The following is a 24883-nucleotide window of genomic DNA, read 5'->3' as shown; positions in this document are numbered from 1 at the left end:
TTTTATTTGTTTTTTGTAGATTTGATATTTATAAGAAAATTTTTGTAATTATATTTAAAGAAAGTAAGTTGAATGGGAATTGATATAGCCTAAATAGATTTAAAAACAAGACATATTTGGAGTGACATGATTTACCAATTGAGTCAGTTAATAAAATTATAAAATCAAAAAAGTATGAATTTCATTAAACAAATTGAAGTTGCATTAACAACTATTAATGAAGCGAGATTCCAAGACTTAATAAATCATTTATTACATGTACAAGGAAATATGTTTATTGGTGCACCCGGATCTGTTGTAGGAAAAGAGAAAACCAGCAAAGGAGCACCAGATTCATTCTTTGTAAAAGATGACAAATATGTTTTTGTTGAATGTACAACAAAAGACAAACTTGATGGTATAAAAACATTCATTGAAAAACTCGAAAAAGATATTGAACATTGCTTCGATGAAGAAAAAACCAAGATAAAAAATGAGGATGTTGAAAAGGTGATATTAGCTTGTACCAGTAAAATAGATGCGGATGAGCATTATAGATTAAAAAGTAAAGTCAAAAATTACAATATCAACGCGGAATTTGAAATTTTAGATATCCAAAATTTACCTTTATATATTTATGATTTTCCAGGTTTATCTGAGCAATATTTAGGTGTTGAAATTATTAAAGGTGAGATATATAATCTTCCAGACTTTTTAATTAAAACAACTAAAGGATTACAACCTTCATTAATTAATGATTTTATTGCAAGAGAGGATGAACTTAAACAATCTTTAGAACATCTAAAAAATCTTGATATTTTACTTTTATCAGGTTCTGCAGGAGTTGGAAAATCAAAATTAGCTGTGAAAATTTTAGAAGACTCTAAAGAAGATTTTATTCCAATAGTAATTCAGAGTTCTGCTGTTCCACTTTGGGACGATTTTGTTCATCTGTTTCAAAATGGAAAAGATTACATTATTCTTTTTGATGACGCTAATAAATCAATACAAAACTTAGCTTATTTACTGAATTTCATTCAGAAACCTAAAACAAATAAACTTAAGGTAGTAATTACTGTCAGAGATTATGTGAAACATCAAGTATATCAGGAATTAAAAGATTTCAAATATCAAGAAGTTATAGTCGAAAAATTGAAAGATGAGGATATTGAAAAAATTATTCTCAAAGTTTTGCCGAATCTTCATCATCATTATGACATTAGAAAAAAAATAATTGAATTATCGAAAGGTAATGCAAGAGTTGCGTTAATGGCAACATATTCTGTTACTCCAGATTCTGAAATAAATTATTTAAGCAGTCCTGTCTTATTATATGAAAGGTACTTTGAAAAAGTAGCTGATGAAATAGAAGCATTTACAAGACCTATCATATTCAAAACTCTTGCAATAGTTTCATTCTTTGGTGCGTTAGACAGAAACAATGAAGAACTAAAGACAGTTTTAAAAAATAATTTTGATATTGATTGGGATGAATTATGGGTTACAATTCTTGAGTTGCATCGACATGAAATATTAGATGTTTATTCTAACGAAATTGTAAAAGTTTCAGACCAAGTACTTGGTACGTATGCTTTTTACAAATGTTTTATTCATAGTGATTCTGCAAGTATAATATATTCAGATTGGATCTCTACTTTTATAGAAAAATGTCCGTCAAGAATAACTACTACTTTGGTTGATGTGAATAATACTTTTGGCTATTTTCATATCAAAGATTTTGTAATGCCTCATTTGCAAAGTGTTGTATCTGGTGATGAAACTAATGAAAAATACTATTCTTTTTATACTCTGTTTTGGTTCTATAAAGGTTATGATACTTTAATTTACTTAAAAAAATGGATTGATGGATTGACTACAGAAATCAAGAATGGAGAACTTAAATTTTCGTATGCACACAATGATCATACTAAAGCTTCTAAAAATTTTGATTTATTGATTAATTTTTGGAATCATCCAAATGAACTTTTAAAACCAGCAATTGAATTATCTATTGATTTAGTCGCAAAGCAACCTAATAGATTACCTGAATTTTTAAAATTCATTCATGACCATTTTAGCTATAAAGTTGAAGACTTACATAATGAGTACCAAAGACAAAATATTCTTTTAGAAATATTATCAACTGAGAATCGTTCTCCCTTACATAAAGAAATTGCAAACGGAACTTTTTTACACATTGGAGAAACTTTGTTAGGTTGGCATTTTACAGAATTTGGATCGAAAGGTATTGAGTTTAGAATTGTAAATTTTGATTTATACCATTCTTCACAATTATTAGAACTTAGAGCAAAAATATTGGATGTTTTATATAATTCACTTGAGGAATATGAAGAACTGTCAGAAAAAATATTAAATAAAATTGTTTATCCCGGAGGAAAGATTGATGAACAAATATATATTGATGAATTGTCAATTTATGCAAGGATAATTTCAGATAAACTTTCTCCTGACCAATACTCACATTGCAAATTTGTAAGTCGATTATCAAAGAAGATTTCTTCATTGGGATGTTTAATTCCTGATGATTGGAATCAATTCATCAATTCGGATATTATTAAACTCTCTAAGCTTTTAAAAACGGATTTTCTGGAAGATAGAAATGGAAAATCTTGGCAAGAAAGAGAACAAGAAAAACGTCAAAAAATACAGGCTTATATTAAGCCTAAAACATGGAATGAAATCAAGTCCTTGCTTTATTTTATGAATTCATTATTTCTTCAACAGCAAGGAAGAGAAGTTTGGGAAATTGAAGGAGGAATCTCAGAAATCTTTATTGGGATTGCTAGTAAAGGGAAAACTTCAATAAAAAAAGCATTAAATCTCACGTTTAATAATGAGTTCTCATTCCAATTTCAACCAAGAATAATTTATTTTATTATCAATAATAATATTTTGAGTGGTGAAGAATTGCTGACGCTGATTAATAATTCAGATTTTAAAGATAAAACATCAAGCATAGTTACATTGTTGGAATGTCTTCCTGAAAATCAGATAAATTTAAAATTTTTAGAACTCCTAATACAAACTTTTAAAAACAATAATCACATATATATTCACCGATTAACTGATTATTTAAAATTTGATTCTGAATTCAATAACTATAAAACTTCAAGCAGTGAGAGAGGTATCGAAAAACACAATATAATTTCTTATTTGACTGAGATTATATTGAATAAACCAATAACGCAACGATACGATTTGGGACATCATTTTTGCAGAGACTGTGCTTCTTATTTTTCAAACCATCTACACTTAGTCAAACAAGCTTTTATATCTTTAAAAAAGGGTGATGCTCATTTTGATTACGATGGAAAAGAATTTGAAGCAGTCTTAAACTTAGATAGTAATTTCTTTATTGAATATTTAGAACAGAAAGTTGTTGATATGGATTATTTATCATTCCGTTTTGAACGCTTTAAGCTTGATTGCATTTGGGCTCTGCCTAGTTATAAAGAAATAGTTGACAAAGCTTTAGATATTATTATAACAAAAGCACCTATCTTTTCCAGCTTAGAACATCCTTCAACTGTTCTCTTTAATTTTAAAGAAAAAAATGATGAAACTACAGAAAAAGTCCATAATTATATTGCTAATTTTATTAACATTCATTTTAAAGATAGGCAAAGAACTATGATGATTATGAGTGTGATATTATATAGATTTCATAATAAATTTATCAGCTACTTGAAGCAATTTTTACTTTTAAATAAAGATATAGAGATCTTTAAGTACATCTGGTTAGAAACATCTGGAGTTACAACTGGAAGCCGAGTACCCTATATCCAGAAAGAAATTGATTTTTGTGGTGAAATAGCTTCGATGGTAAAATTATTACCTAATCTTCTCGATTATGTAGAACATATAAAATATTTGGAACAAAAAATTATATGGTTGAAAAAAGATATAGAAAATGAACAGAAAAGAGATTTTGAAGAGTATTTGTGAAAAATATTAAATCCCGATTACTATGATTCTTCCAAATAAAAATTCATAAATTTTCAATCTGTTTTTTTTTGCGGATTTTTCAATAAATTTGGTTCAGGAAAAACAATAAATCTTGCGAAGGGGAAGAAGTTTTTTTACTTCTTTCCTTTCAAAAGAAAATTATATTTAATTTTTCAACTATACTGCTTTCTTAATTTGATAAGGTCTGTTTTCTCTAACACAAGCACATATAATATGTATTAGTTTATTTCTTACGTTGTTTAAAACAAGCATTTTATTTTTTCCTTCTTCAACTTTTCTATTAAAATAAGTTTTCATTTCCGGATTGTGCATTATACTTGATAAAGCACACATGTGCAGTTGCTTTTTAAGCTTTTTATTAGCCATATAATGGACTTTAGGTTTTGCTCTTACACTTTTTCCAGATGTATATTCAAAAGGCACAACACCACAATAACAAGCTAATTCTCTAGGTTTTTCAAATGCGGTAAACTCATTGGTAAAACAAATTAAAGAAAGAGCAGTAATTTTACCTACCCCTGGAACAGAAGTGATATTGTTGAACAATGAATCTAATTCATCATCTTTTGAAATAAATACTTGCAATTCTTTTTCTATTTTACGGATGTCATGATTAATTCCTTTAATGGTTTGTTTTTGATATTTTTGTGTTAGAGTATATATTTCTTTATCAAAAGATTTTAATTCATTCACGTTTCTAATCAAAGAAGCTTTAAAAACAACCATCTTTTCACGTAACGAAAGCATTGTTCTTATTTTTTCTAAAGACTTTTTTGGTGCTTTAAAAAGTTTGAATTGCTCCTGATTTTTAAAAGCATAATATGCTATTCTTTCAGAATCAATTTTGTCATTTTTTCCGCGTTGAATACCAATACTTCTAATAATTTTAAAGGACATTTCAATCCATAAATCACAATCATTAGCTATAAGAACACTTGATAAAAGTTTACCATACATACCAGTATGTTCCATACAGATCAAAGTGTTTGTTACTAAGGTATTTTCTTTTTTAATCCATTTGAGAAAATCCTTAATGCCCTTGGTTGAATTAATAAATTGATTGTGTTTTTGATTACCATTTTCAGATAATAAAAATGCATCGAAATACTCTTTTGAAATGTCAATTCCAATGAAATGATTAAATTTGTTCATAGCAATAAATTTAGAGTAACCAATTACTGAAATAATTCAAAACCTTGATAAAAGGTCTAAAAACCTTAATTACTACTCTGAAGCTTTTCAGTAAAACCCAACAAAGTCCTAATCGGGGGATAAGCCATTAACTTTGCTCGCGCGAAGGTTCACTTTGTTGGGTTGGTTATTTTTATTAAAATTTACGAATTTTTCAAAGAACAAATCTAAAGGATCGCTCGGATATTCAGTAAATATCTCGTTCAACGGATAGCCTGGTTTTGTACATGAGCGATAGCAAACTGACGAAGTAAACCGTAACCACAAACGAGATTAAGTAATAAAATTTCAAGAAGCTACAATTCGAAAAGACAATTAACACTTGAAACAAATGAGAAAAATATTCGGACTTTTGACCTGTATAGTATTATGAAAAGAGGATTTGAATTTCTTAAACAGATAAAAGAAAATAACAATCGGGAATGGTTTACTAATCACAAACCAGAATACGATTTGATTGTGAAAGAAAATAAAATTTTTTTCGAACAGATTTATTCCGAACTTCAAAAACAGGATAGTTTACAAGGCATCCATATTTTTAGAATTTACAAAGATGTTCGTTTTTCTAAAGATAAATCTCCTTATAAAACTAATTTTGGAGCTGGATATTCCCGTACAAAGCCAATGTTAAGAGGTGGTTATTATATTCATTTAGAACAAAATAATAGTTTTGTGGGTGGAGGATTTTGGGCTCCAAATAGTGCAGATTTACTTCGTATCCGTAAAGAATTCGAAAGGGATACAACAGAAATCGAAAAGATTACTTCCGACAATACTTTCGTAAAATATTTCGGGGAGCTTGAAGGAGAAGATGGAGTAAAAACGGCTCCGAAAGGTTTCGATAAAAATCATCCTGCTATTAATCTGATTAAGAAAAAACAATTTGTAGTGAAGAGAAAATTTACAGACCAGGAAGTTTTATCAGATGATTTTCAGAAAGAAGTGATGGCAACATTTTTAGCAATGAGACCTTTTTTCGATTATATGAGTGAATTACTTACTACAGATTTAAATGGCGAATCTTTATTCTAAATGCAATAGATAGTAAGGCTATGTAACAGTCTCCCAATAGTACGGATACCTACGAAAAGCCTCAAAAACCTCGTTCAACAGATAGTGCGGTTATGTATGATAGTACTCCTAAAATTAAGTTAGCACTACAGGAGTTTCTAGCTTTCATAGACAGAAAAAAAATTTTGAAACCTCCTTTACCAAAAATCAAGATGTTGAACCTTTTTAAAACGTATTGTACTAAAAAATAGTTTTTAAGTTGGTGTTTTTTGGCGACTTGCTTTTTTTGTTTAAAATAATTCTACTAATTCTATAGAGTTTGTAAAATTATTTTGTAGGTTTGCATCAAAATATAATGTAATCAGTATTGTACATCTGATTAGAGACTTTTTAATAACAAAAAACTGATAGAATAAAAAATGGAAAAAATCAAATTGAAACATATTTCAGTAGTAATTGTAGCATTAAAACTGTTGTTAATAGCAGTAGTAGTTATCAAGTATTTACCCAACGCTTCAGCAGAAGATTTAACATTTAATCAAACTTTCTTCTGGTTCTTACTAGCGGGATTCTTGGCTCAAATAGTTGATGGTGCTTTAGGGATGGCTTATGGTGTTACCTCTAATTCGGTATTACTAGGTTTTGGACTTTCTCCCAGATTAGCTTCTGCAGCCGTACATACGGCAGAAGTTTTTACTACTGGTGTATCAGGACTTTCCCATATTAAGTTTGGTAACTTTAACAAAGCATTGTTTATAAAATTAATAGTTCCCGGAGTTTTGAGCGCTTCAGTTGGAGCTTATTTATTAGGTTCCGTTATCGATGGTGATTATATTAAACCCTATGTTAATCTTTATTTAGTAGTTCTGGGAGGAATTATTATTTCTAAAGCGTTTAAGAAAAATACTGGCAAAAAAAATGATTTGAAGAAAGCACCTGTTTATGCGCTTTTTGGAGGTTTTTTAGACGCCATTGGAGGCGGAGGTTGGGGGCCAATTGTGACTTCTAATTTAATAAAAGAAGGACATACACCTAGCACGGTAATAGGAACAGTAAACACTGCCGAATTTTTTATAACTTATTTCAGTGCTGGTATTCTGATCTTTTTTACCGGTATCCAAAGTTGGCAAATTATCTTAGGGCTGATACTTGGAGGGACATTAGCAGCACCTTTTGGAGCTTACATTGCAAAAAAGTTAGCTGTAAAAACGATGATGATAACCGTGGGAGTCTTAATTATATTGACTTCATTTTATACACTTTCAAAAATTATTCTATAATGGAATTTGACTACAGTCAAATAACTTTTGTAAATAAAATGGATTTTTTTAAATTGAAGAGATTTAATTCGTCTAAAATTGATTAAGTTCTATTTTTAGAGTATTGTGTTTTTATATTAAATTTCATTTATCAAGTAGCTGAATAAAAATTGCCCAATCTTAAGCATTGCATCTTAGGATTGGGCAATTTGCTTTGTGATAAGATAATCAAGTATTCTTTTTTTTAGGTTTTTTATTCCTACCACTTAATACTAATTATTTTTTTAATTTTTTTTTGCTGTATTCGATGGTGTTTCCGGCAAGAACTTTTGGGCTGAAGGTTTTATTTTGGTATTACATTTCGCAATCCGTGATGATATTGTTTGTACAATTAGTAATAGCTTATTGATGTCTTAAGCTGCACAGATTGATTTTACAGATGAAATAAATAATCCTTTTATTCATAGGTAAGAATAAAAGGATTATTGGAAATTGATAGTTAAAAATCAAGTATTAAAATCTAGTCATATACTATAGTTTTTTTTCTTTCGGCAATTTTTAAAATATCGTTAAGGATACTTTTTACCGTATTTTGTTTTCCAAAAGGAGCTCCTTGAATTGTAATAGGGGTAGTGCCGTTATTCAAGGTGTAAAGTTCAATTAGATGTTCACCTGCATTTAGTTTTCCAAAATTTGAATCAATAGGTTCCGAAACTAATTTAACTTCAAAAGTTTGCTGTACTAAATCTATCTCTCCAATGTAACGTAATACGTGTTTTTTTTTTTGCTTTTGTTTGATAAGCTTAATATTTCTGTCAAGTAATTTTTTTTGGGAATTGTAAACTAATTTGGAATTTGTTTTATTAATTGTCTCGGGTAGTAATGACTGAATCTGGATGTTTCTTAGTTCTATTTTTTGATCAAGTTCTCTTGCGATAATCAATAGTTTTCTGGCAATCTCAATCCCTGATAAATCCTCTCTGGAATCATGTTGAGTGTAGCCCAATTTTTCGGCATCCTGTAGTATTCTTGAAAAAGGAATGGCTTCATTCCCATATCTGCTAAAAATATAGCTTATTGAACTAGATGCAAGAGCTCGGATTTTGGTCACAGTGTCTTCTGATGCCTGTATTTTTTTAATTTTTTCAATAACCCTCAATCCAGGACTTATATTGGATTCATACTCAAATTCGACTTGGTATTTTTTTACATTTCTACGTATTTCAGTATAAAAATCATGATGCAAAGTATTAGCAATATTATTCACAGAAATGATATCGAAATTGTTCTGAATGAGTGGAATATAAGATTTGGCAAATTCAGCGCCACTCGTTGCATCAATGGCGATTAGGTTTTCAAGTTCTAGCTCCTGGGTACGCTCGATGATGTATTCGATAGTATAAGGAATACTCAATTGGTTGATGTCGGTTTCCCAGTTGTTTTTTTGATTTTCTTTTTCAATGAAAGCCAAACTGGAATTGGCAATTATAGGAAAACGAAGATCTATATTTTGCTGTTCTAATAGGAATTGCTGATTTTTTATCACTTCACGAATGAGTGCACTTCCGATATTTCTAACACCAAATAATACTATATTTATTCTATGAGTAGGCATAATTTTCTTTTTTTTGATTACTTAATATGAGGCTTAAAATGTTGGCTAATTGTTCAAAATCAATTAAAAAAGCATCATGTCCATAGTTTGATTCAATCAGGTTGTAATAAACATTTTGCTTAACGCTTCTGATTTTTTGAAATGTTTTAAAGCATTCTTCCGTAGTAAATAAATAATCCGAGTCAATTGTAACCAAATGAATATTAGATTCAATATTTAGGGCTAGGGCTGTGATATCATTTCGGTTGCGAGTAACATCATTTGTTTTGAGCAAATGATTCATAAACTTATAGGCAGTTAATTGGTATCTGTTTTTTAGCTGGCTGCCTTTGTCGCTGAGCCATTCCTCAATTTTAAATGTGAAAGCTTCATCTGATTTTTCACCTTTATACAATTGACTGATGTATTCAGGGCTGTGGTACAATAGTGTGGCGTGCATTCTTGCATCAACAATTGGATTTTTTGAATTGTTTAGTATTTGATCCTGAATTAAAACATTAGCAATTACCCAGTCGGTTGCTTTCCAATCAGTAGCTATAGGTATGAGATGTTCAATTTTGTCAGGTTGTAATGCAGCCATTTCCCAAGCTACAGCTCCACCTAAACTAACGCCTATTAAGCTGTAAATATCGGTAACGTCTAGAAAATGTAAGCCTTCCCAGAATATTCGTGCAATATCTCGAATACTAAAGTCAAGATAGTCTTCAATTAAATTGGATTCGGGATTAGCATATCCATTGCCAGGAATGTTAAATGCAATTACCGTAAATAATTGGGTATCTATAGCTTTGTTTTCTCCTGCAATTTCATTCCACCAGCCGTTTTTACCTACAACAGTAGAATTACTGGTTAGTGAGTGGTTGATGACGATTACCGGTGCAGTTCCAAGTGGTAAACCAAATGTTTCATAATATAGGTTTAATTTTGGTTTTTGTTTACCATTTTCTAGATTAAAATCGAAGATTGCTATTCTTTTGATATTTCCCATGTTATATTTTTAATGTGTTTTTAAACAGATTTAGTGCAAAATAGATTATGCTTCTTGAAGAATATTAAGAGTTTCAAAAACGGCTTTTAAATCGGCTTTTAGATCCTCGATGTCTTCTAAACCTACGGATAATCGAATTAAATCATCGGTTACTCCTGTAGCCAATTGTTCTTCTTCTGATAATTGCTGGTGAGTAGTACTCGCTGGATGTATGATAAGAGATTTGGTGTCTCCTATGTTGGCTAAAAGTGAAAACAATTGGGTGGATTCAGCTACTTTTTTTGCAGTTTCATAACCTCCTTTAAGTCCAAATGTAAGCACTCCGCTTTGACCTTTTGGTAAATATTTTTGAGCTAATAAATAGTGTTTGCTTATTTTTAAACCAGGGTAATTAACCCAGGCTACTTCTTCCTGAAATTCCAGCCATTGAGCTAAAGCCAGTGCGTTTTGACTGTGTCTTTGTATGCGAATAGCTAAGGTTTCTAAACCCTGTATGATTTGAAAAGCATTAAAAGGACTTAAAGAAGCACCTATATCTCGTAATCCTTCGATTCTAATTTTTGCTATAAAAGCAGCGTTACCTAAAACTTCATGATATATTAGTCCATGATATGCAGGAGATGGGCTTGTAAATTCGGGGAATTTTCCGTTGCTCCAGTCAAATTTCCCGCCATCGATTATTACTCCTCCAAGTGATGTTCCATTTCCTGAAATATATTTGGTTAACGAGTGGATTACAATATCTGCTCCGTGTTCTATAGGATTTAATAAATATGGAGTCGCGACTGTATTGTCAACTATAAAAGGCACTTTTGCTATTTTAGCTTCCTCAGAAATAGCTTTAAGGTTTAAAACATCTAGTTTTGGATTACCTAATGATTCTACAAAAAAAGCTCTGGTGTTTTCCTGAACTGCATTATTAAAGTTTGATGGTTCAGTAGGATCGACAAATGTGGTAGTGATTCCTAATCTGGGTAAAGTCACTTTTAATAAGTTGTAGGTTCCACCATATAAACTATTGGATGCTACAATGTGATCTCCGGCTTTAAGTAATACCAAGAAAGTAGTAGCTATAGCCGAAGCCCCAGAGGCTGTAACTACAGCACCAATACCGCCTTCTAATTGAGCAAGTCTTTGTTCTAATATATCGTTAGTCGGATTGTTCAAACGGGTATATATAAAACCAGTTTCAGCAAGTTTGAATAAATTGGCTGCATGTTCGGAGCTGTTAAAAACATAAGAACTGCTTTGATAAATAGGAACAGCCCTAGTCCCTTTGTTTGTTGTTACATCGTGTGCTGCATGTAATGCTTTTGTTTCAAATTTTTGTGTGCTCATGTTTTTGTATTATTTAAAGGGATTATTATGTATCATTAGGCTAATAAAAAAGCCCCTGTGAAATACAGAGGCTCTTTAATTTATATAAATTAGTATAGTTACTCTGTCGAGGGATTCGATGTTTTCAAACATATATTTTGCATAAATTTTTTCATTCAAAAGGAGAATTTGGTTTTTGTTGTGACAAATGTGCGAACAAAATTTGAGTTAAGCAAATAAAATATATTAATTCTATAAAATAAGTAGAATATAAGATATTTTGTAATGTATTTCTGTTAAAATGTAAGTCAAAGAAAGTAGGGTGGCTATTTACAATTTATTAGAATTGGTGATTTACAGAATTTAAAAGTGTAATGGCTTAGATGTATTGGTAGTCAATTATTTTGAAATATACATGCGGATATTCTATAATGTCTAAGTAGGGAAAAGGAATTTAAATCCGACTTTGAATCGCAGCTGAGTTGGTGAGATTGGAAATCATTAACAAACTTCAAACTTTCAATATTTTTGTTTGAGATTTTTTTTATTTACAAAAATGTCTAGATTTGTAGGAAAGCAGAATTAAATTCTTAGATATATTTTAATGAAATGGATTACCAGAGAAAGACCTAAAATTGATCGGATAGCATGTCCTTGGTTAATTAAAAAATATGTTGATTCTGAAGCCGAATTTATTTATGTACCATTTGCCGAGGTTTTGGTTAAAGCAGAAGAATTAGGTGCTATTCCATTTGATGTTCCTGATACTGAGTATACCCATTATAATGATAAAACTACTTTTGATTATATTATTAAAAAACATAAAATTGAAGATAAGTCCGTTTTAATTTTGGCCGAAATTGTTCGTGGCGCCGATACAGACCGACATGATTTGGCCAAAGAATCGGCTGGTCTTTGGGCAATTTCTGCTGGTTTATCTTATAATATTACCGATGATTCCAAATTGTTGGAAACAGGAATGCTACTTTATGATGCCTTGTATAGTTGGGCAACACATTTATATAAACAAAAACACTTGCAAAATAGTCCTTTTGAAAATTTATTACATCACGTATATAATAAATTGTTGCATGAAGATAAATCTAAAAGCAAAAAAACACCCACTTGGGTTAAGGACTTAAAAGAAATGATACAAGATCAGATTGATACTCAGTTTACATTTGATTTAAAACAATTCTCAAATGATTTAGAACTAAATCCATCTTATTTATCCCGTGAATTTTCTAAATATTTTGAAGATTTAAATTTTGGTGACTATGTGAGAAAATTGAGAATCGAAAAAGCAATACATCTCATTGAAAACAGCACATATAAACTTACTGAAATAGCATATATGACTGGCTTTTCAGATCAAAGCCATTTTACCCGAATTTTTAAGATGCATACAGGTAAAAATCCCTCTTCTTATCGTAAAAAGAATACAAAAAAGTAATTGGTGTACAAAAAGTAAAAAGGATTCTATTTGTAGTAATTTGATAATTCTAGTTTTGCAAGAACAAATATAGTAAGCTAGTTGTCTTTAAAATATTCGGAATTATGAATGAAACTCAAAAATATTCTTTAAAAGAAATAACCCTATATTTTTTAAAATTGGGAACCATTGGATTTGGTGGTCCAGTTGCATTGGTCGGATATATGTATAAAGATTTAGTAGAAAATCGAAAATGGATTTCTGAAGAAGAGTATAAGCAGGGATTGGCATTAGCTCAATTAGCTCCAGGACCATTAGCGGCTCAACTAGGAATCTACTTGGGCTTTGTACATTACAGAATTTTTGGTGCAACATTAGTTGGGATTGCTTTCGTATTGCCATCATTTATAATGGTAGTATTATTAGGAATAGTTTATAAATCATTTGGTGGTTTATTGTGGATACAAGCTGTTTTTTATGGTGTTGGAGCTGCTGTTGTTGGAATTATAGCCTTAAGTTCATATAAACTGACTTTAAAATCCGTTGGAAAATTCAACTTAGAATCTTTACAAACCAATTGGATGTTGTGGTTGTTCTTTATTTTGGCTACTGTTATAACTTACATTACAGAACAGGAGCAAATACTGTTATTTATAGTTGCTGGGCTATTATATATGTTTATAAAAGCTTGCCCAAAATGGTGGAACCTAAAGACTACAAATTCAATTTTATTAATTCCTGTAGCTTTTTGGACTTATGATAGTTCAACACTGATTAAAATTGCACTTTTTTTTGCTAAGGCGGGAGCTTTTGTATTCGGAAGTGGATTGGCAATTGTTCCTTTTTTACATTCCGGTGTAGTAATGGAAAATAAGTGGTTAACCGAACAACAATTTCTCGATTCGGTTGCAGTAGCAATGATAACCCCTGGACCGGTAGTTATAACAGTGGGATTTATTGGGTATTTGGTAGCAGGATTTATAGGTGCTTTGGTTGCAGCACTAGCAACATTTTTACCTTGTTACCTCTTTACTATTGCGATGGCGCCTTCTTTCAAAAAAATTGCAAAAAAAGAATCGGTAAAAGCTTTTGTTGAAGGAATTACAGCGGCTGTTGTAGGGGCTTTAGTAGGGTCAGTAATTGTCATTGCCAAGAGAAGTATTATAGACATTCCAACAATTGCTATTGCTGTTTTAAGTATAGTTGCTTTACTTTATTATAAAAAACTTCAGGAGCCATATATCATTGCAATCGCTGCTTTTTTAGGGTTAATAATTAAACTTATGTAATAGTTGTTTTAGACTTTAGATTTTTACATTTGAATTAGTATGTATTCATGCTAAAACCTTTTAAGAAGTTTATTTTTATATACCTAAATAGGTGTTAATATAGCTTCAAAAAGTGTTTTCTCTTTACGTAATTTTTTATCGAAGTTTTTATTTTTTTAACACCAAATAAGCCAATCCAGGATCATTCAGTAGTCGTTCCATTTCCGAAAGGATGATGTCTTGAATATCTTGTTTCACCTGAAGGTAATTACGTTGTACGATAGCATTATCCAACTTTCTGATAACTTCGATTTCTTTGTAATTTTCCTGTTCTTTTTTCAAGGCTTCATGATCGTTTAGTAATTCAGAGTGGAAGGTTTTTAATTCTATTTTACAGTCGGGATCATCGGCAACCATACCCACGAATTCACCCGAGCTTAAAGAAGAAATCTTGGAAGGAGGGACGGCCGATTCTAATTGTTTTGAACGGCTGATAGAAGTGTCCCCGCTATTTATAGAAACGCTTTCTCTGTCTTGCATAATTTTACCAAATCGTTCTGATAATTGTTTAGCGGTATCGCCCGTTACTTGTCCGCTGATAATATTCCCAACAATATTCATAATTACATCGGCCTGTTCCCGACCATAATCTTTACGAAGCTGACTGAAATCTTGAATACCTAAGCAAGTTGCTACTTTATTACTTCTGGCTGTGGCAATCAGACTATCCATATTATTCAAATATATAGTGGGAAATTCATCGAATATCAGGCTACTTTTTAGTTTTCCTTTTTGGTTGACCTGCTTGATTAGTCGGCTTACATATAATGATAATACAGCGCCATAAATTTGTATTTTTTGAGGATTGTTACCCATACAGACAATTTTGGGTTCTTCAGGATTATTAATATCCAGATTAAAATCATTACCAGATAAAACATAGTAGAGTTGGGGAGAAGACAGTCTTGCCATAGCTATTTTAGCAGAGGCAATCTGTCCCTCTAATTGCTCCATGACATCGTTGAGGTAGGCATTCACAAAAGGGTTTATTAATACTTCAATTTCCTTCTCTGTTCTAAGGAGGGTGAAGAGATTGTCGTAGTCGGTTTGCATGAGTTCGATGACATGGGGAAGCGTACAGAATTTTCCATCTTGGTATTTACGTAAATACCATATTATAGCTGTGAGAAAGTTGATAGGAGATTCGATGAAAAAGTCCCCTTGTTTTTTAATCCATTCCCGATTGAGCCCTAACAAAATAGTACGGGCTGATTCGGCCGCATCGGTGATATCGGTCATAGCAGAAGGTTCAAGAGGATTACAACGATGGGTACGACTCAAATCATCAAAGTTGATCATGTAGAACTTAGGAGCAATGCTGTAGTTGTTTTTATTTTCTAACCAGCAATTATAAGCTATTTTGGAAAGATCATCAAATTTAAAATCATAGATAAACATGGAAAATCCTTTTCGGATATGTTGATTGATGACGTGTCGAATAACAAAGTAGGATTTTCCGGAACCAGGTGTCCCTAAAACCATCAAAGCCCGAAAAGGATTGATAATATTAATCCAGCTTGAACGCAGCTTATTTTTTAAATAATATCTGGCGGGCAGATTTATTGAATATTCATTTTCCAATAGTCGTTCCTCCTGTGGGAAGGTTTCATTTTCTTTATTGAAAATATCATGAGGATTCAGTTTGTTCTTAAGAATTCGGGACAGTAAAATCCCTCCAGAGAGCATGATCAAGTATCCTAATGAAGTCGTAACTATATAGATAATAGGGACTGTAATAAAACCCAAATTCAGATAAAAAAACAATGCACTACCAAAGAAGAGCGTTAAGCCTACTAAGATACTAGTAAGAGCCGTTTTATAATGGAGTTTTTCATTCTTTTTTCCTTTAGCACCCAATAGAGAAATTACTAAAAATCCTAAAACAAAGAATTTGGTTTTATGAAAAGAAGTAAACAATCCTGTTTTGAGAATAGTACCCAAAACAGTATTTCCCAATTCGTTTACCCATTGCCACTCTTTAAAAGCACTATAGCAATAATAATAGAAATGAATAGCCAGTAGTATGATGCTTATTAATCTGGTCATATCCACTATTTTTCTCAAAGCCTGATCGTTTTCTCCTGTTTGCAGTGCCATAATTTCTGTTTTTAAAGATGATTAGATTGTCCTGTTCTTTTTTTCTTTTTACGCTTGCCTTTTTTATTGACTGGTGATCTAGCTTAGAGTCTTTTCTAAATGGGTGAGCAGTTCAGTGAATTTTCCAAAAGCAGTATTAGAATTTAGAACTTCAGACGAATTTATATTAGATTTAAAACAAGCTTATTGGAAATAAACTTTAATTGTGTGATTGTTGGACATCATCTTGCTAAGATGTAAGTGAGAGGTTATGAGGTTTTAAAGTCCAACACTAAGGTAAAATAGGTTAAATAAATAAGCAATCCTAAGCATATTTTGATTAGGGTATTAGAGAATAAAAAAAAATTAACTGTTATTTATTAACGATTTTAATCATTTTCAAATTTCAGTGATATTGTTAAGATAATTACCTACTGGAGAAAGTTAAATAATTGCTAATGATTTTTTAAAAATGGTTCAATCCCACCCTGATCACCAAAATTTAATAAGACGCGAGTAAAACTAATGTAAACTATATTTTTAAATGTGATGAAGACGGTAATTGTACCCATGACCTCAGGGTTATGAAAAGTGGATTAATTGTATAATCCACTTTGCTTATCTTAATTTGGGGATTTTTGAAATATTTAAATACTTCGGGATTCGACTTTTTTTTGAGTATTCCTCACTCTTTTTCCTCACTCTTTTATTTCAAAATTTAGAAATTACTAATCGAAGTAGCTGTTATTAATAGTGTGATATATCTAATGTTTAATCAGATATTAAAAGGTTATTCTCTGTTTGTATAATCTGTGTATACAATTTGTGTGTTTATGAATAATATTTGTAAAGTTACATTGGTTCAACTTTCATTAGTGGCATTGTTTTTAATGATAAATTTGAGACCTTGGCGTTATAGCATTCAAATCTCCTTTGGCAAGATTTGAAAAAACTTTCGTTGAATTCTAAGAGTTTTTAGATTGAAATTAAATATTTTAAAAGTTTTTGTACTTTATTCTTTAAAGATTATAAGTATAAAAAAGACTTGAAGATAGTACGGGAATTAAAATGTTTTCACAACAGAATAATTCTTATGTTGAATTGATTTCAAAATAAATAAACTTGTTTTGTGTAGAATAATAATAAATTTCCTATTTTTATCTAGGTAAGTAAAAAAAATGGCAACTACCGGAAGCAGTTACCTAGAAGATTTTTCTACGGCTTATAGCCTTGTTGTGAATTGTCTTTCACTTACAAATGTATAAAAATATTTTAATAAACAAATAACTTATGACAAAAATTGGATTAGATATAGGAAGTTCATCATTAGGATGGTTTATCAATAAAAATAAAAAGGGTGTTGTTACTTTTGAAACAGGTATGTCTAAAGGACAATCTGGAGGATATACTTCACCTACTAAAGATCGTAGAGAAGCACGATCTAAAAGAAATTTAATTAGAGCCAAAAAATATAGAAAATGGGAATTGCTAAAAGTTCTTCTGAATGATTTTGTTCCACTAAATGAAATTGAATTAAATGAGTGGTGTCATTATCAGAAAGGTAAAAGAAAAAAGTTTCCGGAAAATGAACAATTTTTAAAATGGCTCGCCTGCGATTTTACATATCAAAATGGAGAAAAATATAAAAACCCATATGAGCTGAGAGTTAAGGCTTTGGATGAAACATTGAATAAGCACGAGTTTGGAAGAGCTTTATATCACTTAGTTCAGAGAAGAGGATATAAGGATATTGGCGAAACAGACCAAGAGACTGAAAAGCAGATACAGAGAAGAGGAGAAAGCGGATTTCAAAATGCTTTAGATACAAATAGAACAATTGCGGAAGCATTATTAACGGAGTTTTTAGATAAAGATGAGCGTGCAAGAAATCAATACCCATATAGAGAGGAATATAAAAATGAATTGGAACTTATCTGTAAGTCGCAAGGATATTCTGTCGCAACAAATGAGAAAGGTGAGTACTTTGATGTTTTTGTACAGAATCTTTGGAAAGCAATTATTTGGCAAAGACCATTAAAGAGTCAAAAAGGTAATATAGGAAAATGTACATTAGAACCTTCAAAACTTCGATGTCCTATTTCACATCCTGCTTTTGAAATTTTCAGAGCCTTACAATTCATTAATACAATAAAATATTTTGATGAGAATAATGAAAAACAAAGTATTAGCAAGGAATTAAAAGATAAACTTTTTACAAACTTATTCTTAAAAAAAGATTCTAATTTTATATTTGAGGATATAAAAGAGTTTTTAAATAAAGAAACTAAAACGATTAAAAAATACAATTATCCAATTAATCCCAAAAACAATAAGTATGATACTTCGATAGCTGGAATGCCGATTTGTAAAGGCCTTATTTCTTTGCTTGAAGATGATGTACAACATGCACTGTTGGAAATTGAGGATTATAATATTGGAAATGCTCCAAAAATTAAGAATGGATATTCTATTTATGATATTTGGCATATTGTTTTCGATTTTGATGAACAGCATTTAGGGAAATTTGCTATAGAAAAATTAGGAATTGAAGATGTAATTCGTAAACGAAAGGGGTTAGATATTTCTATCTCGCCATTGGTAGAACTAAAGAGAAAGTTTTCGCAAGGTTATTCTGATGTTAGCTTAAAAGCAATTTGTAAAATAATACCATTTCTTAAAGAAGGATATTTATATAATGAAGCTGTTGTTCTAGCAAAGATTCCTGAATTAATGGGTACAGATTGGAATTCCTCCCAAGAAATAATTTTAGATGTTTTAAAAGAAAGTAACAAAATTTATAAAGAGAAATCATCGATTACTTCTATATCAAATAATTTGATTGATAAACACAAAGGGCAAACAAGAGCAATGATTGATGGAAATGAAGAACAAGCAGTTGCTTATAAAGACTTTTCTTATTTGCTTGTAGAATATGATATTATAGATGTAAAAAATGCCTGTATTAATTATTTTGGAGATAAGACTTGGGATAGTATACAAAACAAAGATGAAATTATCCAAAAAGTAGGTTTAGAATATCAAGAATATTTCTTTGATCAAAAGAGAGCTTACAGAAAAGCGGAAACACTTACAGATATTTTTAAATCATTATTAGAAGAGAAAAACATTACACTCAATGGAGAACTTTATCATCATTCTAACAGAGAAAATTTATATAATAAAAATTTAGAAGTTAACTTCAAAACCGGAGAGAAATATCTTCCAAAGTATAAAAATACAGAAGCTGAGATTCTGCCAATACCGTTTATTGATAGTATCAAAAATCCAATGTTCAATAAATCAATGAGCATTGTTAGAAAACTATTGAATAAATTAATCATTAATGGAGATATTGACCAAGAAACTGAAGTGACAATAGAGCTCGCAAGAGAACTGAATGATAATAATCAACGTGCTGCAATCGAAAGATATCAAAAAGAAAGAAGAGATAATCGTGAGAAAATCCGAAAATTTTTAGAACAGTATAACCAAGAAGAGAACCAATCAATTAACATCGAAGATAATATTCCTTTGTTTGAACTTTGGACAGAGCAGATTTTCGAAGAGACTGAAGACGAAAGCAAAAATAAAATTCAGAACAAAAACAGATTAGATATCCTTAGAGAAAAAGAGGATGTAAAACGGTATGAACTATGGACTGAGCAAAAAGGTCAGTGTATGTACACTGGAAAAATGATTTCTATTTCGCTATTATTCTCAAACGAAATTGACATCGAGCATACCATTCCGAGAAGCATTTTACCGGATAATACATTGGCAAACCAAACTGTTGCTTTCTCAAAATACAACCGAGATATTAAAGGTGCAAAAACACCTTTTTATTGTGAAAATTATTCTAAAGATACTCCGAACGGAACTAGTATTTCACCAAGACTTGATAGCTGGAGAAAACTGAGGGATTATTACAAAAATCAGTACGAAAGCAGAAGACGTGCAAAGGGAGCAGAAGATGAAAATATTAAAAATAAAAGAATCCAAGATAAGCATTACTATAAACTGCATTTTGAGTATTGGAACGATAAATTAAATCGTTTTGAAGCCGAAGAAATAAAAGACAGTTGGGCGAGAAGACAATTGGTAGATACTCAGATGGTAAGTAAATATGCTAGAGAATATCTAAAACTTTACTTCAAAAAAGTGGCTGTACAAAAAGGTAGTGTGACGGCAGATTTTAGGAAAATATTTGGTTTCCAAGAGCAGGATGAAATAAAAAGTAGAAATAAACATACGCATCACGCTATAGATGCTGCGGTTCTTACAATGATTCCCACAAACAGTAGTTATAGGGAAGAAGTCTTAAAGGAATATTATTCAGCGGTAGAAAATAAAGATAAACGTAAAATTGATGAGTTAAGAAAAAAAATGATTCCTCCATATTTCAATGTTCAATCATTGATAAATGAAATAGAATCTACAACGTTGATTGTTAATTATCAAAAAGATAAAATTCTTCAACAGACCAGTAAAACTGTACGAAAAAGAGGAACAATTCAATATATAAAGAATAAAGATGGTGAATTTGTATTGAACGAGAATGGTGATAAAATTATTAAAAAGGAAAAAGGGGATTCGATTAGAAATTCATTGTATGCACAAACCTATTTAGGAAAAATACGGGATGTTGAAAGATATGCTGATAACCAACCCCAAAGAGAAAATGGTGACTGGAAATACAAACAAGGCAAGGATGAGTATATTTTTGTTAAAAGAGAAAATATCTCTAAAGTAAAAGAATCAGATAAACTCATTGAATCCATAATTGATCCTAACATACGACAATTGGTTTTAAATCAAAAAAAGAATGTTGAAATAAAAGATTTCCAGGGAAATGTAATTCGTCACGTAAGAATTAAAACCAGTACCGGTAGAGAAGTGAAAGAAAGATTGAATTATCGCTCAAAATATGATTATAAAAATAAGTTCTATTCAGAAGCTGGTTCTGTTCCTTATGCAATTTTAGTACAGCGAATTTATAACGACACTCTTAAAAGAGAATTGATTCCAATTTCATCTTTTGAAATAGCCAAAGAATTTAAGAAATATAGAAATTTTTTCATCGAAAAATTTATTTCTGAAAAATATCCTGAGTTTATCCAATGGGACAGTAAGCAACTTCTCAAAATTGGGCAAAAAATAATTGTGTTAAACGAAGATGGTGAATTTGAAAGAAGGTTAGATGTTGATTTTCAGAAAAATAGGTTATTCGTGATAAGTCAATTTTCGGATGGTAGTATTTGGCTTAATTATCATTTAAATGCGTTATCTAAAGATGATGTAAAGAAATCAATTGCCTTCATTAAAGATGAAAAATTATTAGAATATGAAAAAGAATATGGTTTGCCGAATGTTATTGAAGATATAAATATTCAAGACAATAAAAAACGTCGTGAAGACTTTTTGAATCGTAAACTAAGATTTGATACTATTAATAATAGTTTTAGATTATCACGTCTTGTTAAAACCGTAGGTCTAGAAAAAACTAATGAGATAAAAAGGAAGTTAGATAAATACAAAGCAATTCCATCTACCATAGAGATTGAAGGAGAGACTCCTCTTCTAAAAATGGGGAAGGAAAAGTGGAATTTTCTTTTTGAAGGAGAAGACTTTGAAATCTCATTAGAAGGTAAAATTAATTGGAAATCTACTATATGATTACTCGCTCCATCTATATCGGCAATCCCGCTTATCTTAAACTCAAAGATGAACAGATGAAAATCCTTTGTCCAGAAACTAAGGTCGAAAAAGGCAGTGTTCCTGTAGAGGATTTGGGATTATTAATGTTGGATCACTTTCAGATTACCATTTCGCATAATCTGATTCAAAAGATGATGGGTAATAATGTGGTGGTAGTGAGTTGTGATGCGCAACATCTTCCGCATGGGATGATGTTACCGTTGTATGGTCATACCGAACACTCGGGTAGAGTTAAAGACCAATTGGAAGCAAGTGAGCCACTGAAAAAGCAACTTTGGAAACAAACGGTAGAGTGTAAGATTGAAAATCAGAAAGAGGTTTTATTACGGTTAGGGAATTATTATGAACCGATGTTGGAATACCTAAGAAATGTAAAAAGTGGTGACATGACCAATATGGAAGGTATTGCAGCACAACATTATTGGAAATACCTCATCAGTCTGGATTTCCTGAGGCAACGTTATGGGGAGTCTCCCAATCCATTTTTCAATTTTGGTTATGCGGTTTTGAGAAGTATCGTAGCACGAGCGATTGTGGAAACAGGATTATTGCCTGTATTGGGTATTTTTCATAAAAATAAATACAATCCGTACTGTCTGGCTGATGATTTGATGGAACCTTATCGCCCCTTTGTTGATTTGTTAGTCATGCAGTGGCTGGCAATAAATCCAGATCAGGAGGAATTAACCAGAGAGTTTAAAGCATATATTTTGCAGATTGCTACCAAAGATGTACGAATTGACGATAAAACAAGACCGTTGATGGTTGCAGTAAAAATGACAGTATCATCATTATACAAATGTTATACCGGGGAAAAAAGATTGATTTCTTATCCTGAATTATTATGAACGCCGAAAGGTTTAATGCTTATCGAATTATGTGGGTTTTAGTATTGTATGACCTTCCTACAGAAACGAAAACGAATATGCGGGATGCCAATAAATTCCGTAAAGGACTTATTGATGATGGCTTTACACTTTTTCAGTTTTCGATGTACGTTAGGCATTGTCCGAGTCGTGAAAATGCAGAAGTTCATATTAAAAGGGTTAAATCTATGCTGCCCAAAGCTGGAAAAGTAGCTATAATGTGTATTACCGACAAGCAGTTTGGAGATATTGAAATCTTTTTTGCTAGAAATAAAGAAAATCCTCAACCTGCTTCACAGCAACTCGAATTATTCTGATTTTTTATTCCTAAAAACAAAAGAAGCCGTCTCAATACTAAATTTGAGGCGGTTTTTTATTTGTCCCTTCTTTTTAAGGAATAACTAAATATTATAATGAGGGAAGTTTGATTTTTGATTATGCTACTAATTTCTTTCTAAGATTGTGTGCTAAAGCCATTAATCCGAACTCTAATTCTACTTTTTCAAGACCTTTTAATGAAAATCGTCTAAATCCATGATTGTGCTTGAGTTGTGCAAATACAGGCTCCACATCGGCAGTGCGTTGTTTTCGTTTTTGGATTCCTTTTGCACTAAGCAGTAGTTCTCTAATTTTTTCTTTATGTCTTTCTAGGTTATGGTTTCTTTCAATACTTCGATTGCCTTTTCCTTTAAAACATTGCCCTCGTAATGGACAACCTTCGCAATTTTGAGCTTGGTAATGTGATAGGTTTTGGGTGTAGCCAGCTTCTGTTATTCGTTTACTTTGATGTGTTTTTGTCATTTTTTGTCCCATTGGACACACATAAAAATCTTCTTCCGAGTTATAGTAAAGGTTTTCTTTGCTAAAGGGATGTTTTTTTCTTTGATGATTTTTATCTTGCTCTTTATCAAAAGTGTTATATTTCACATAGGCTGTGAGGTTTTCTTGTTCTAGATAATCATAGTTTTGTTCGCTTCCGTAACCTGCATCAGCAGTGATTTCTTCTAAGTTTTGAAAAACTTTTTCTCCAAAGATCTCTTTTAAATTTTCTAAATGAGGTTTTAAGGTTTTAGTATCGGTTGGATTTTGATGAATCGTATAGTTGACAATGATTTGATTTTCGGTCGAAATTTGAGCATTGTAGGCTGGTTTCAATTGACCATTTAACATATGATCCTCTTTCATTCGCATGAAAGTCGCATCGGTATCGGTCTTACTATAAGAGCTTCTTTCTCCTAAAATCTTTTCTTGTTCATTGTATTTTTCTAGGTTTTTGCTGAAGTTTTGCTTAATGTAGCGCAGTTTAGCTTTTGCTTTAGAACTTGCTTTTTCGTTACCGGAGAGTTTGGCATCGATTTGAGCTACTGTTTTTTCGATGACTTCTTGGCTAATTTCCTTGAACTGGGGTGGCTCAGGATTAGTACCATCATCGTTAGATACACTTTGGGCATATTTCCAGAGTTCTTCCAATTGGGTAAGCATTTTGGCTTTATTGGTTTTAATACTTTTTCCCCAAACAAAACTGTATTTGTTGGCTTGCGCTTCTATTTTAGTACCATCGGTATTGATTTGCTTTAAAGAAATTAAACCTTCACTAGCTAACATTAAAACAACTTGTTTGAAAATTTCTTTAAAAGAATCTTTGAGTTTATTGGTTCTAAATCGACTAATGGTATTGTGGTCCACCACTGTCATACCAGTAAGCCACATAAAATTTATATTTTCTCTTATGGCCAATTCAATCTTTCGAGAAGAATAAACATTGTTCATGTAGGCATACAACATGACTTTAAGTAACATTTTGAGATGATACGCTGGGTTACCTTCTTCGCTGTAGGCTTTGAGTAGGGGTTTGATATTGATTGATTCTACAACCTGATTTACAATACGAACAGGATGCTGGGCTACAATAAATTCATCAAATGAATAAGGTAAAAGGGTGGTTTGATTTTGATTGTAATGTTTAAATTTCATCTTCAGAGGACTTAAAATCAACACTTAAATATAAGCTAAATCCTGTTGTAAAACAAAAAAAAACTGCCTCAAGTTGTGAGACAGCTTCTTTTGAGGTTGTGACGAATCACGAAAATAACAATTTTTGAAAGCAATTCACAACGAA

Annotated in this window: 14 protein-coding genes and 1 CRISPR repeat array (1 of these 15 cut by a window edge); of the genes, 8 read left to right on the top strand and 6 right to left on the bottom strand. The window is 31.2% G+C overall.

Annotation, left to right across the window (positions count from 1 at the left end; translation table 11 throughout):
• Positions 1 to 174 precede the first annotated feature (174 nt).
• A complete protein-coding gene (locus tag ACFPTQ_RS10665) occupies positions 175 to 3945 on the top strand; it encodes a hypothetical protein (protein ID WP_379777372.1) in 3771 nt (1256 codons plus the stop codon).
• A gap of 177 nt (positions 3946 to 4122) precedes the next feature.
• Here the strand turns inward: ACFPTQ_RS10665 and ACFPTQ_RS10660 are convergent, their stop codons facing one another.
• Positions 4123 to 5118: an IS110 family transposase gene (locus tag ACFPTQ_RS10660; RefSeq protein ID WP_379777370.1), complete on the bottom strand. Its 996-nt coding sequence runs from the start codon at positions 5116 to 5118 to the stop codon at positions 4123 to 4125.
• 408 nt (positions 5119 to 5526) lie between these two features.
• On the opposite strand from ACFPTQ_RS10660, the gene ACFPTQ_RS10655 reads away from it, so the two are divergent.
• Together ACFPTQ_RS10655 and ACFPTQ_RS10650 are read left to right on the top strand one after the other, a co-directional pair.
• Positions 5527 to 6189 (top strand): DUF2461 domain-containing protein, encoded by a 663-nt coding sequence (locus tag ACFPTQ_RS10655; protein WP_379777368.1) that lies wholly within the window; start codon positions 5527 to 5529, stop codon positions 6187 to 6189.
• A 398-nt stretch (positions 6190 to 6587) separates the two neighbouring features.
• Positions 6588 to 7448, top strand: coding sequence for a sulfite exporter TauE/SafE family protein (locus tag ACFPTQ_RS10650; RefSeq protein ID WP_379777366.1), 861 nt, complete (start codon positions 6588 to 6590; stop codon positions 7446 to 7448).
• Positions 7449 to 7947: 499 nt separating this feature from the next.
• On the opposite strand, the gene ACFPTQ_RS10645 is transcribed toward ACFPTQ_RS10650, so the two are convergent.
• Genes ACFPTQ_RS10645 through ACFPTQ_RS10635 form a run of 3 tightly spaced genes read right to left on the bottom strand, consistent with a single transcriptional unit; the run spans position 7948 to position 11368 of the window.
• Entirely contained in the window at positions 7948 to 9042 is a 1095-nt protein-coding gene (locus tag ACFPTQ_RS10645; RefSeq protein ID WP_379777364.1) for an aspartate kinase, read from the bottom strand.
• Complete coding sequence (locus ACFPTQ_RS10640) at positions 9029 to 10030, bottom strand: alpha/beta fold hydrolase (RefSeq protein ID WP_379777362.1); 1002 nt, start codon at positions 10028 to 10030, stop codon at positions 9029 to 9031. Before ACFPTQ_RS10640 ends, ACFPTQ_RS10645 begins: the two co-directional genes overlap by 14 nt.
• Positions 10031 to 10075: 45 nt before the next feature.
• Positions 10076 to 11368, bottom strand: a complete 1293-nt coding sequence (locus ACFPTQ_RS10635; protein ID WP_379777360.1) for an O-acetylhomoserine aminocarboxypropyltransferase/cysteine synthase family protein — start codon at positions 11366 to 11368, stop codon at positions 10076 to 10078.
• Positions 11369 to 11951: 583 nt separating this feature from the next.
• Between ACFPTQ_RS10635 and ACFPTQ_RS10630 the strand changes: the two genes are divergently transcribed.
• Together ACFPTQ_RS10630 and ACFPTQ_RS10625 are read left to right on the top strand one after the other, a co-directional pair.
• Entirely contained in the window at positions 11952 to 12800 is an 849-nt protein-coding gene (locus ACFPTQ_RS10630) for a chromate resistance protein ChrB domain-containing protein (protein WP_379777358.1), read from the top strand.
• Positions 12801 to 12904: 104 nt separating this feature from the next.
• Positions 12905 to 14068, top strand: coding sequence for a chromate transporter (locus ACFPTQ_RS10625; RefSeq protein WP_379777356.1), 1164 nt, complete (start codon positions 12905 to 12907; stop codon positions 14066 to 14068).
• Between the two features lie 147 nt (positions 14069 to 14215).
• Here the strand turns inward: ACFPTQ_RS10625 and mobC are convergent, their stop codons facing one another.
• Positions 14216 to 16204 carry a conjugal transfer protein MobC gene (gene mobC / locus ACFPTQ_RS10620; protein ID WP_379777354.1) on the bottom strand — a complete coding sequence of 663 codons (1989 nt, stop codon included), beginning with the start codon at positions 16202 to 16204 and terminating at the stop codon, positions 14216 to 14218.
• 1269 nt (positions 16205 to 17473) lie between these two features.
• Here mobC and cas9 point away from each other — a divergent pair.
• From cas9 to cas2, 3 genes are read left to right on the top strand one after another with little or no spacing between them, the layout of a single operon-like run.
• Positions 17474 to 21856 (top strand): type II CRISPR RNA-guided endonuclease Cas9, encoded by a 4383-nt coding sequence (gene cas9, locus ACFPTQ_RS10615; RefSeq protein ID WP_379777352.1) that lies wholly within the window; start codon positions 17474 to 17476, stop codon positions 21854 to 21856.
• Positions 21853 to 22746 carry a type II CRISPR-associated endonuclease Cas1 gene (gene cas1 / locus ACFPTQ_RS10610; RefSeq protein WP_379777350.1) on the top strand — a complete coding sequence of 298 codons (894 nt, stop codon included), beginning with the start codon at positions 21853 to 21855 and terminating at the stop codon, positions 22744 to 22746. Before cas9 ends, cas1 begins: the two co-directional genes overlap by 4 nt.
• Positions 22743 to 23081 carry a CRISPR-associated endonuclease Cas2 gene (gene cas2 / locus ACFPTQ_RS10605; RefSeq protein WP_379777348.1) on the top strand — a complete coding sequence of 113 codons (339 nt, stop codon included), beginning with the start codon at positions 22743 to 22745 and terminating at the stop codon, positions 23079 to 23081. The genes cas1 and cas2 overlap by 4 nt, the downstream gene beginning before the upstream one ends.
• 118 nt (positions 23082 to 23199) lie before the next feature.
• Here cas2 and ACFPTQ_RS10600 read toward each other — a convergent pair whose 3' ends face one another.
• The gene (locus tag ACFPTQ_RS10600; protein WP_379777346.1) at positions 23200 to 24738 is read right to left on the bottom strand and encodes an IS1182 family transposase; all 1539 of its coding nucleotides are present in this window, start codon (positions 24736 to 24738) and stop codon (positions 23200 to 23202) included.
• A 95-nt stretch (positions 24739 to 24833) separates the two neighbouring features.
• A CRISPR array of direct repeats spans positions 24834 to 24883; the repeat unit is 47 nt; unit sequence GTTGTGACGAATCACGAAAATAACAATTTTTGAAAGCAATTCACAAC; it runs 1382 nt beyond the window's last position.

The organism is Flavobacterium sp. GCM10022190, from assembly GCF_042656445.1.
In the GTDB taxonomy this organism is placed as follows: domain Bacteria; phylum Bacteroidota; class Bacteroidia; order Flavobacteriales; family Flavobacteriaceae; genus Flavobacterium; species Flavobacterium nitratireducens.
This window is presented reverse-complemented; position numbering and strand designations above follow the sequence as displayed.

Bases quoted from the DNA above. Each gene is read 5' to 3' on its own strand.
- ACFPTQ_RS10650 (WP_379777366.1), top strand. From the start codon at position 6,588: ATGGAAAAAATCAAATTGAAACATATTTCAGTAGTAATTGTAGCATTA.
- ACFPTQ_RS10635 (WP_379777360.1), bottom strand. From the start codon at position 11,368: ATGAGCACACAAAAATTTGAAACAAAAGCATTACATGCAGCACACGAT.
- ACFPTQ_RS10655 (WP_379777368.1), top strand. From the start codon at position 5,527: ATGAAAAGAGGATTTGAATTTCTTAAACAGATAAAAGAAAATAACAAT.
- ACFPTQ_RS10600 (WP_379777346.1), bottom strand. From the start codon at position 24,738: ATGAAATTTAAACATTACAATCAAAATCAAACCACCCTTTTACCTTAT.
- ACFPTQ_RS10645 (WP_379777364.1), bottom strand. From the start codon at position 9,042: ATGCCTACTCATAGAATAAATATAGTATTATTTGGTGTTAGAAATATC.
- ACFPTQ_RS10625 (WP_379777356.1), top strand. From the start codon at position 12,905: ATGAATGAAACTCAAAAATATTCTTTAAAAGAAATAACCCTATATTTT.
- mobC (WP_379777354.1), bottom strand. From the start codon at position 16,204: ATGGCACTGCAAACAGGAGAAAACGATCAGGCTTTGAGAAAAATAGTG.
- cas1 (WP_379777350.1), top strand. From the start codon at position 21,853: ATGATTACTCGCTCCATCTATATCGGCAATCCCGCTTATCTTAAACTC.
- cas9 (WP_379777352.1), top strand. From the start codon at position 17,474: ATGACAAAAATTGGATTAGATATAGGAAGTTCATCATTAGGATGGTTT.
- ACFPTQ_RS10660 (WP_379777370.1), bottom strand. From the start codon at position 5,118: ATGAACAAATTTAATCATTTCATTGGAATTGACATTTCAAAAGAGTAT.
- ACFPTQ_RS10630 (WP_379777358.1), top strand. From the start codon at position 11,952: ATGAAATGGATTACCAGAGAAAGACCTAAAATTGATCGGATAGCATGT.
- cas2 (WP_379777348.1), top strand. From the start codon at position 22,743: ATGAACGCCGAAAGGTTTAATGCTTATCGAATTATGTGGGTTTTAGTA.
- ACFPTQ_RS10665 (WP_379777372.1), top strand. From the start codon at position 175: ATGAATTTCATTAAACAAATTGAAGTTGCATTAACAACTATTAATGAA.
- ACFPTQ_RS10640 (WP_379777362.1), bottom strand. From the start codon at position 10,030: ATGGGAAATATCAAAAGAATAGCAATCTTCGATTTTAATCTAGAAAAT.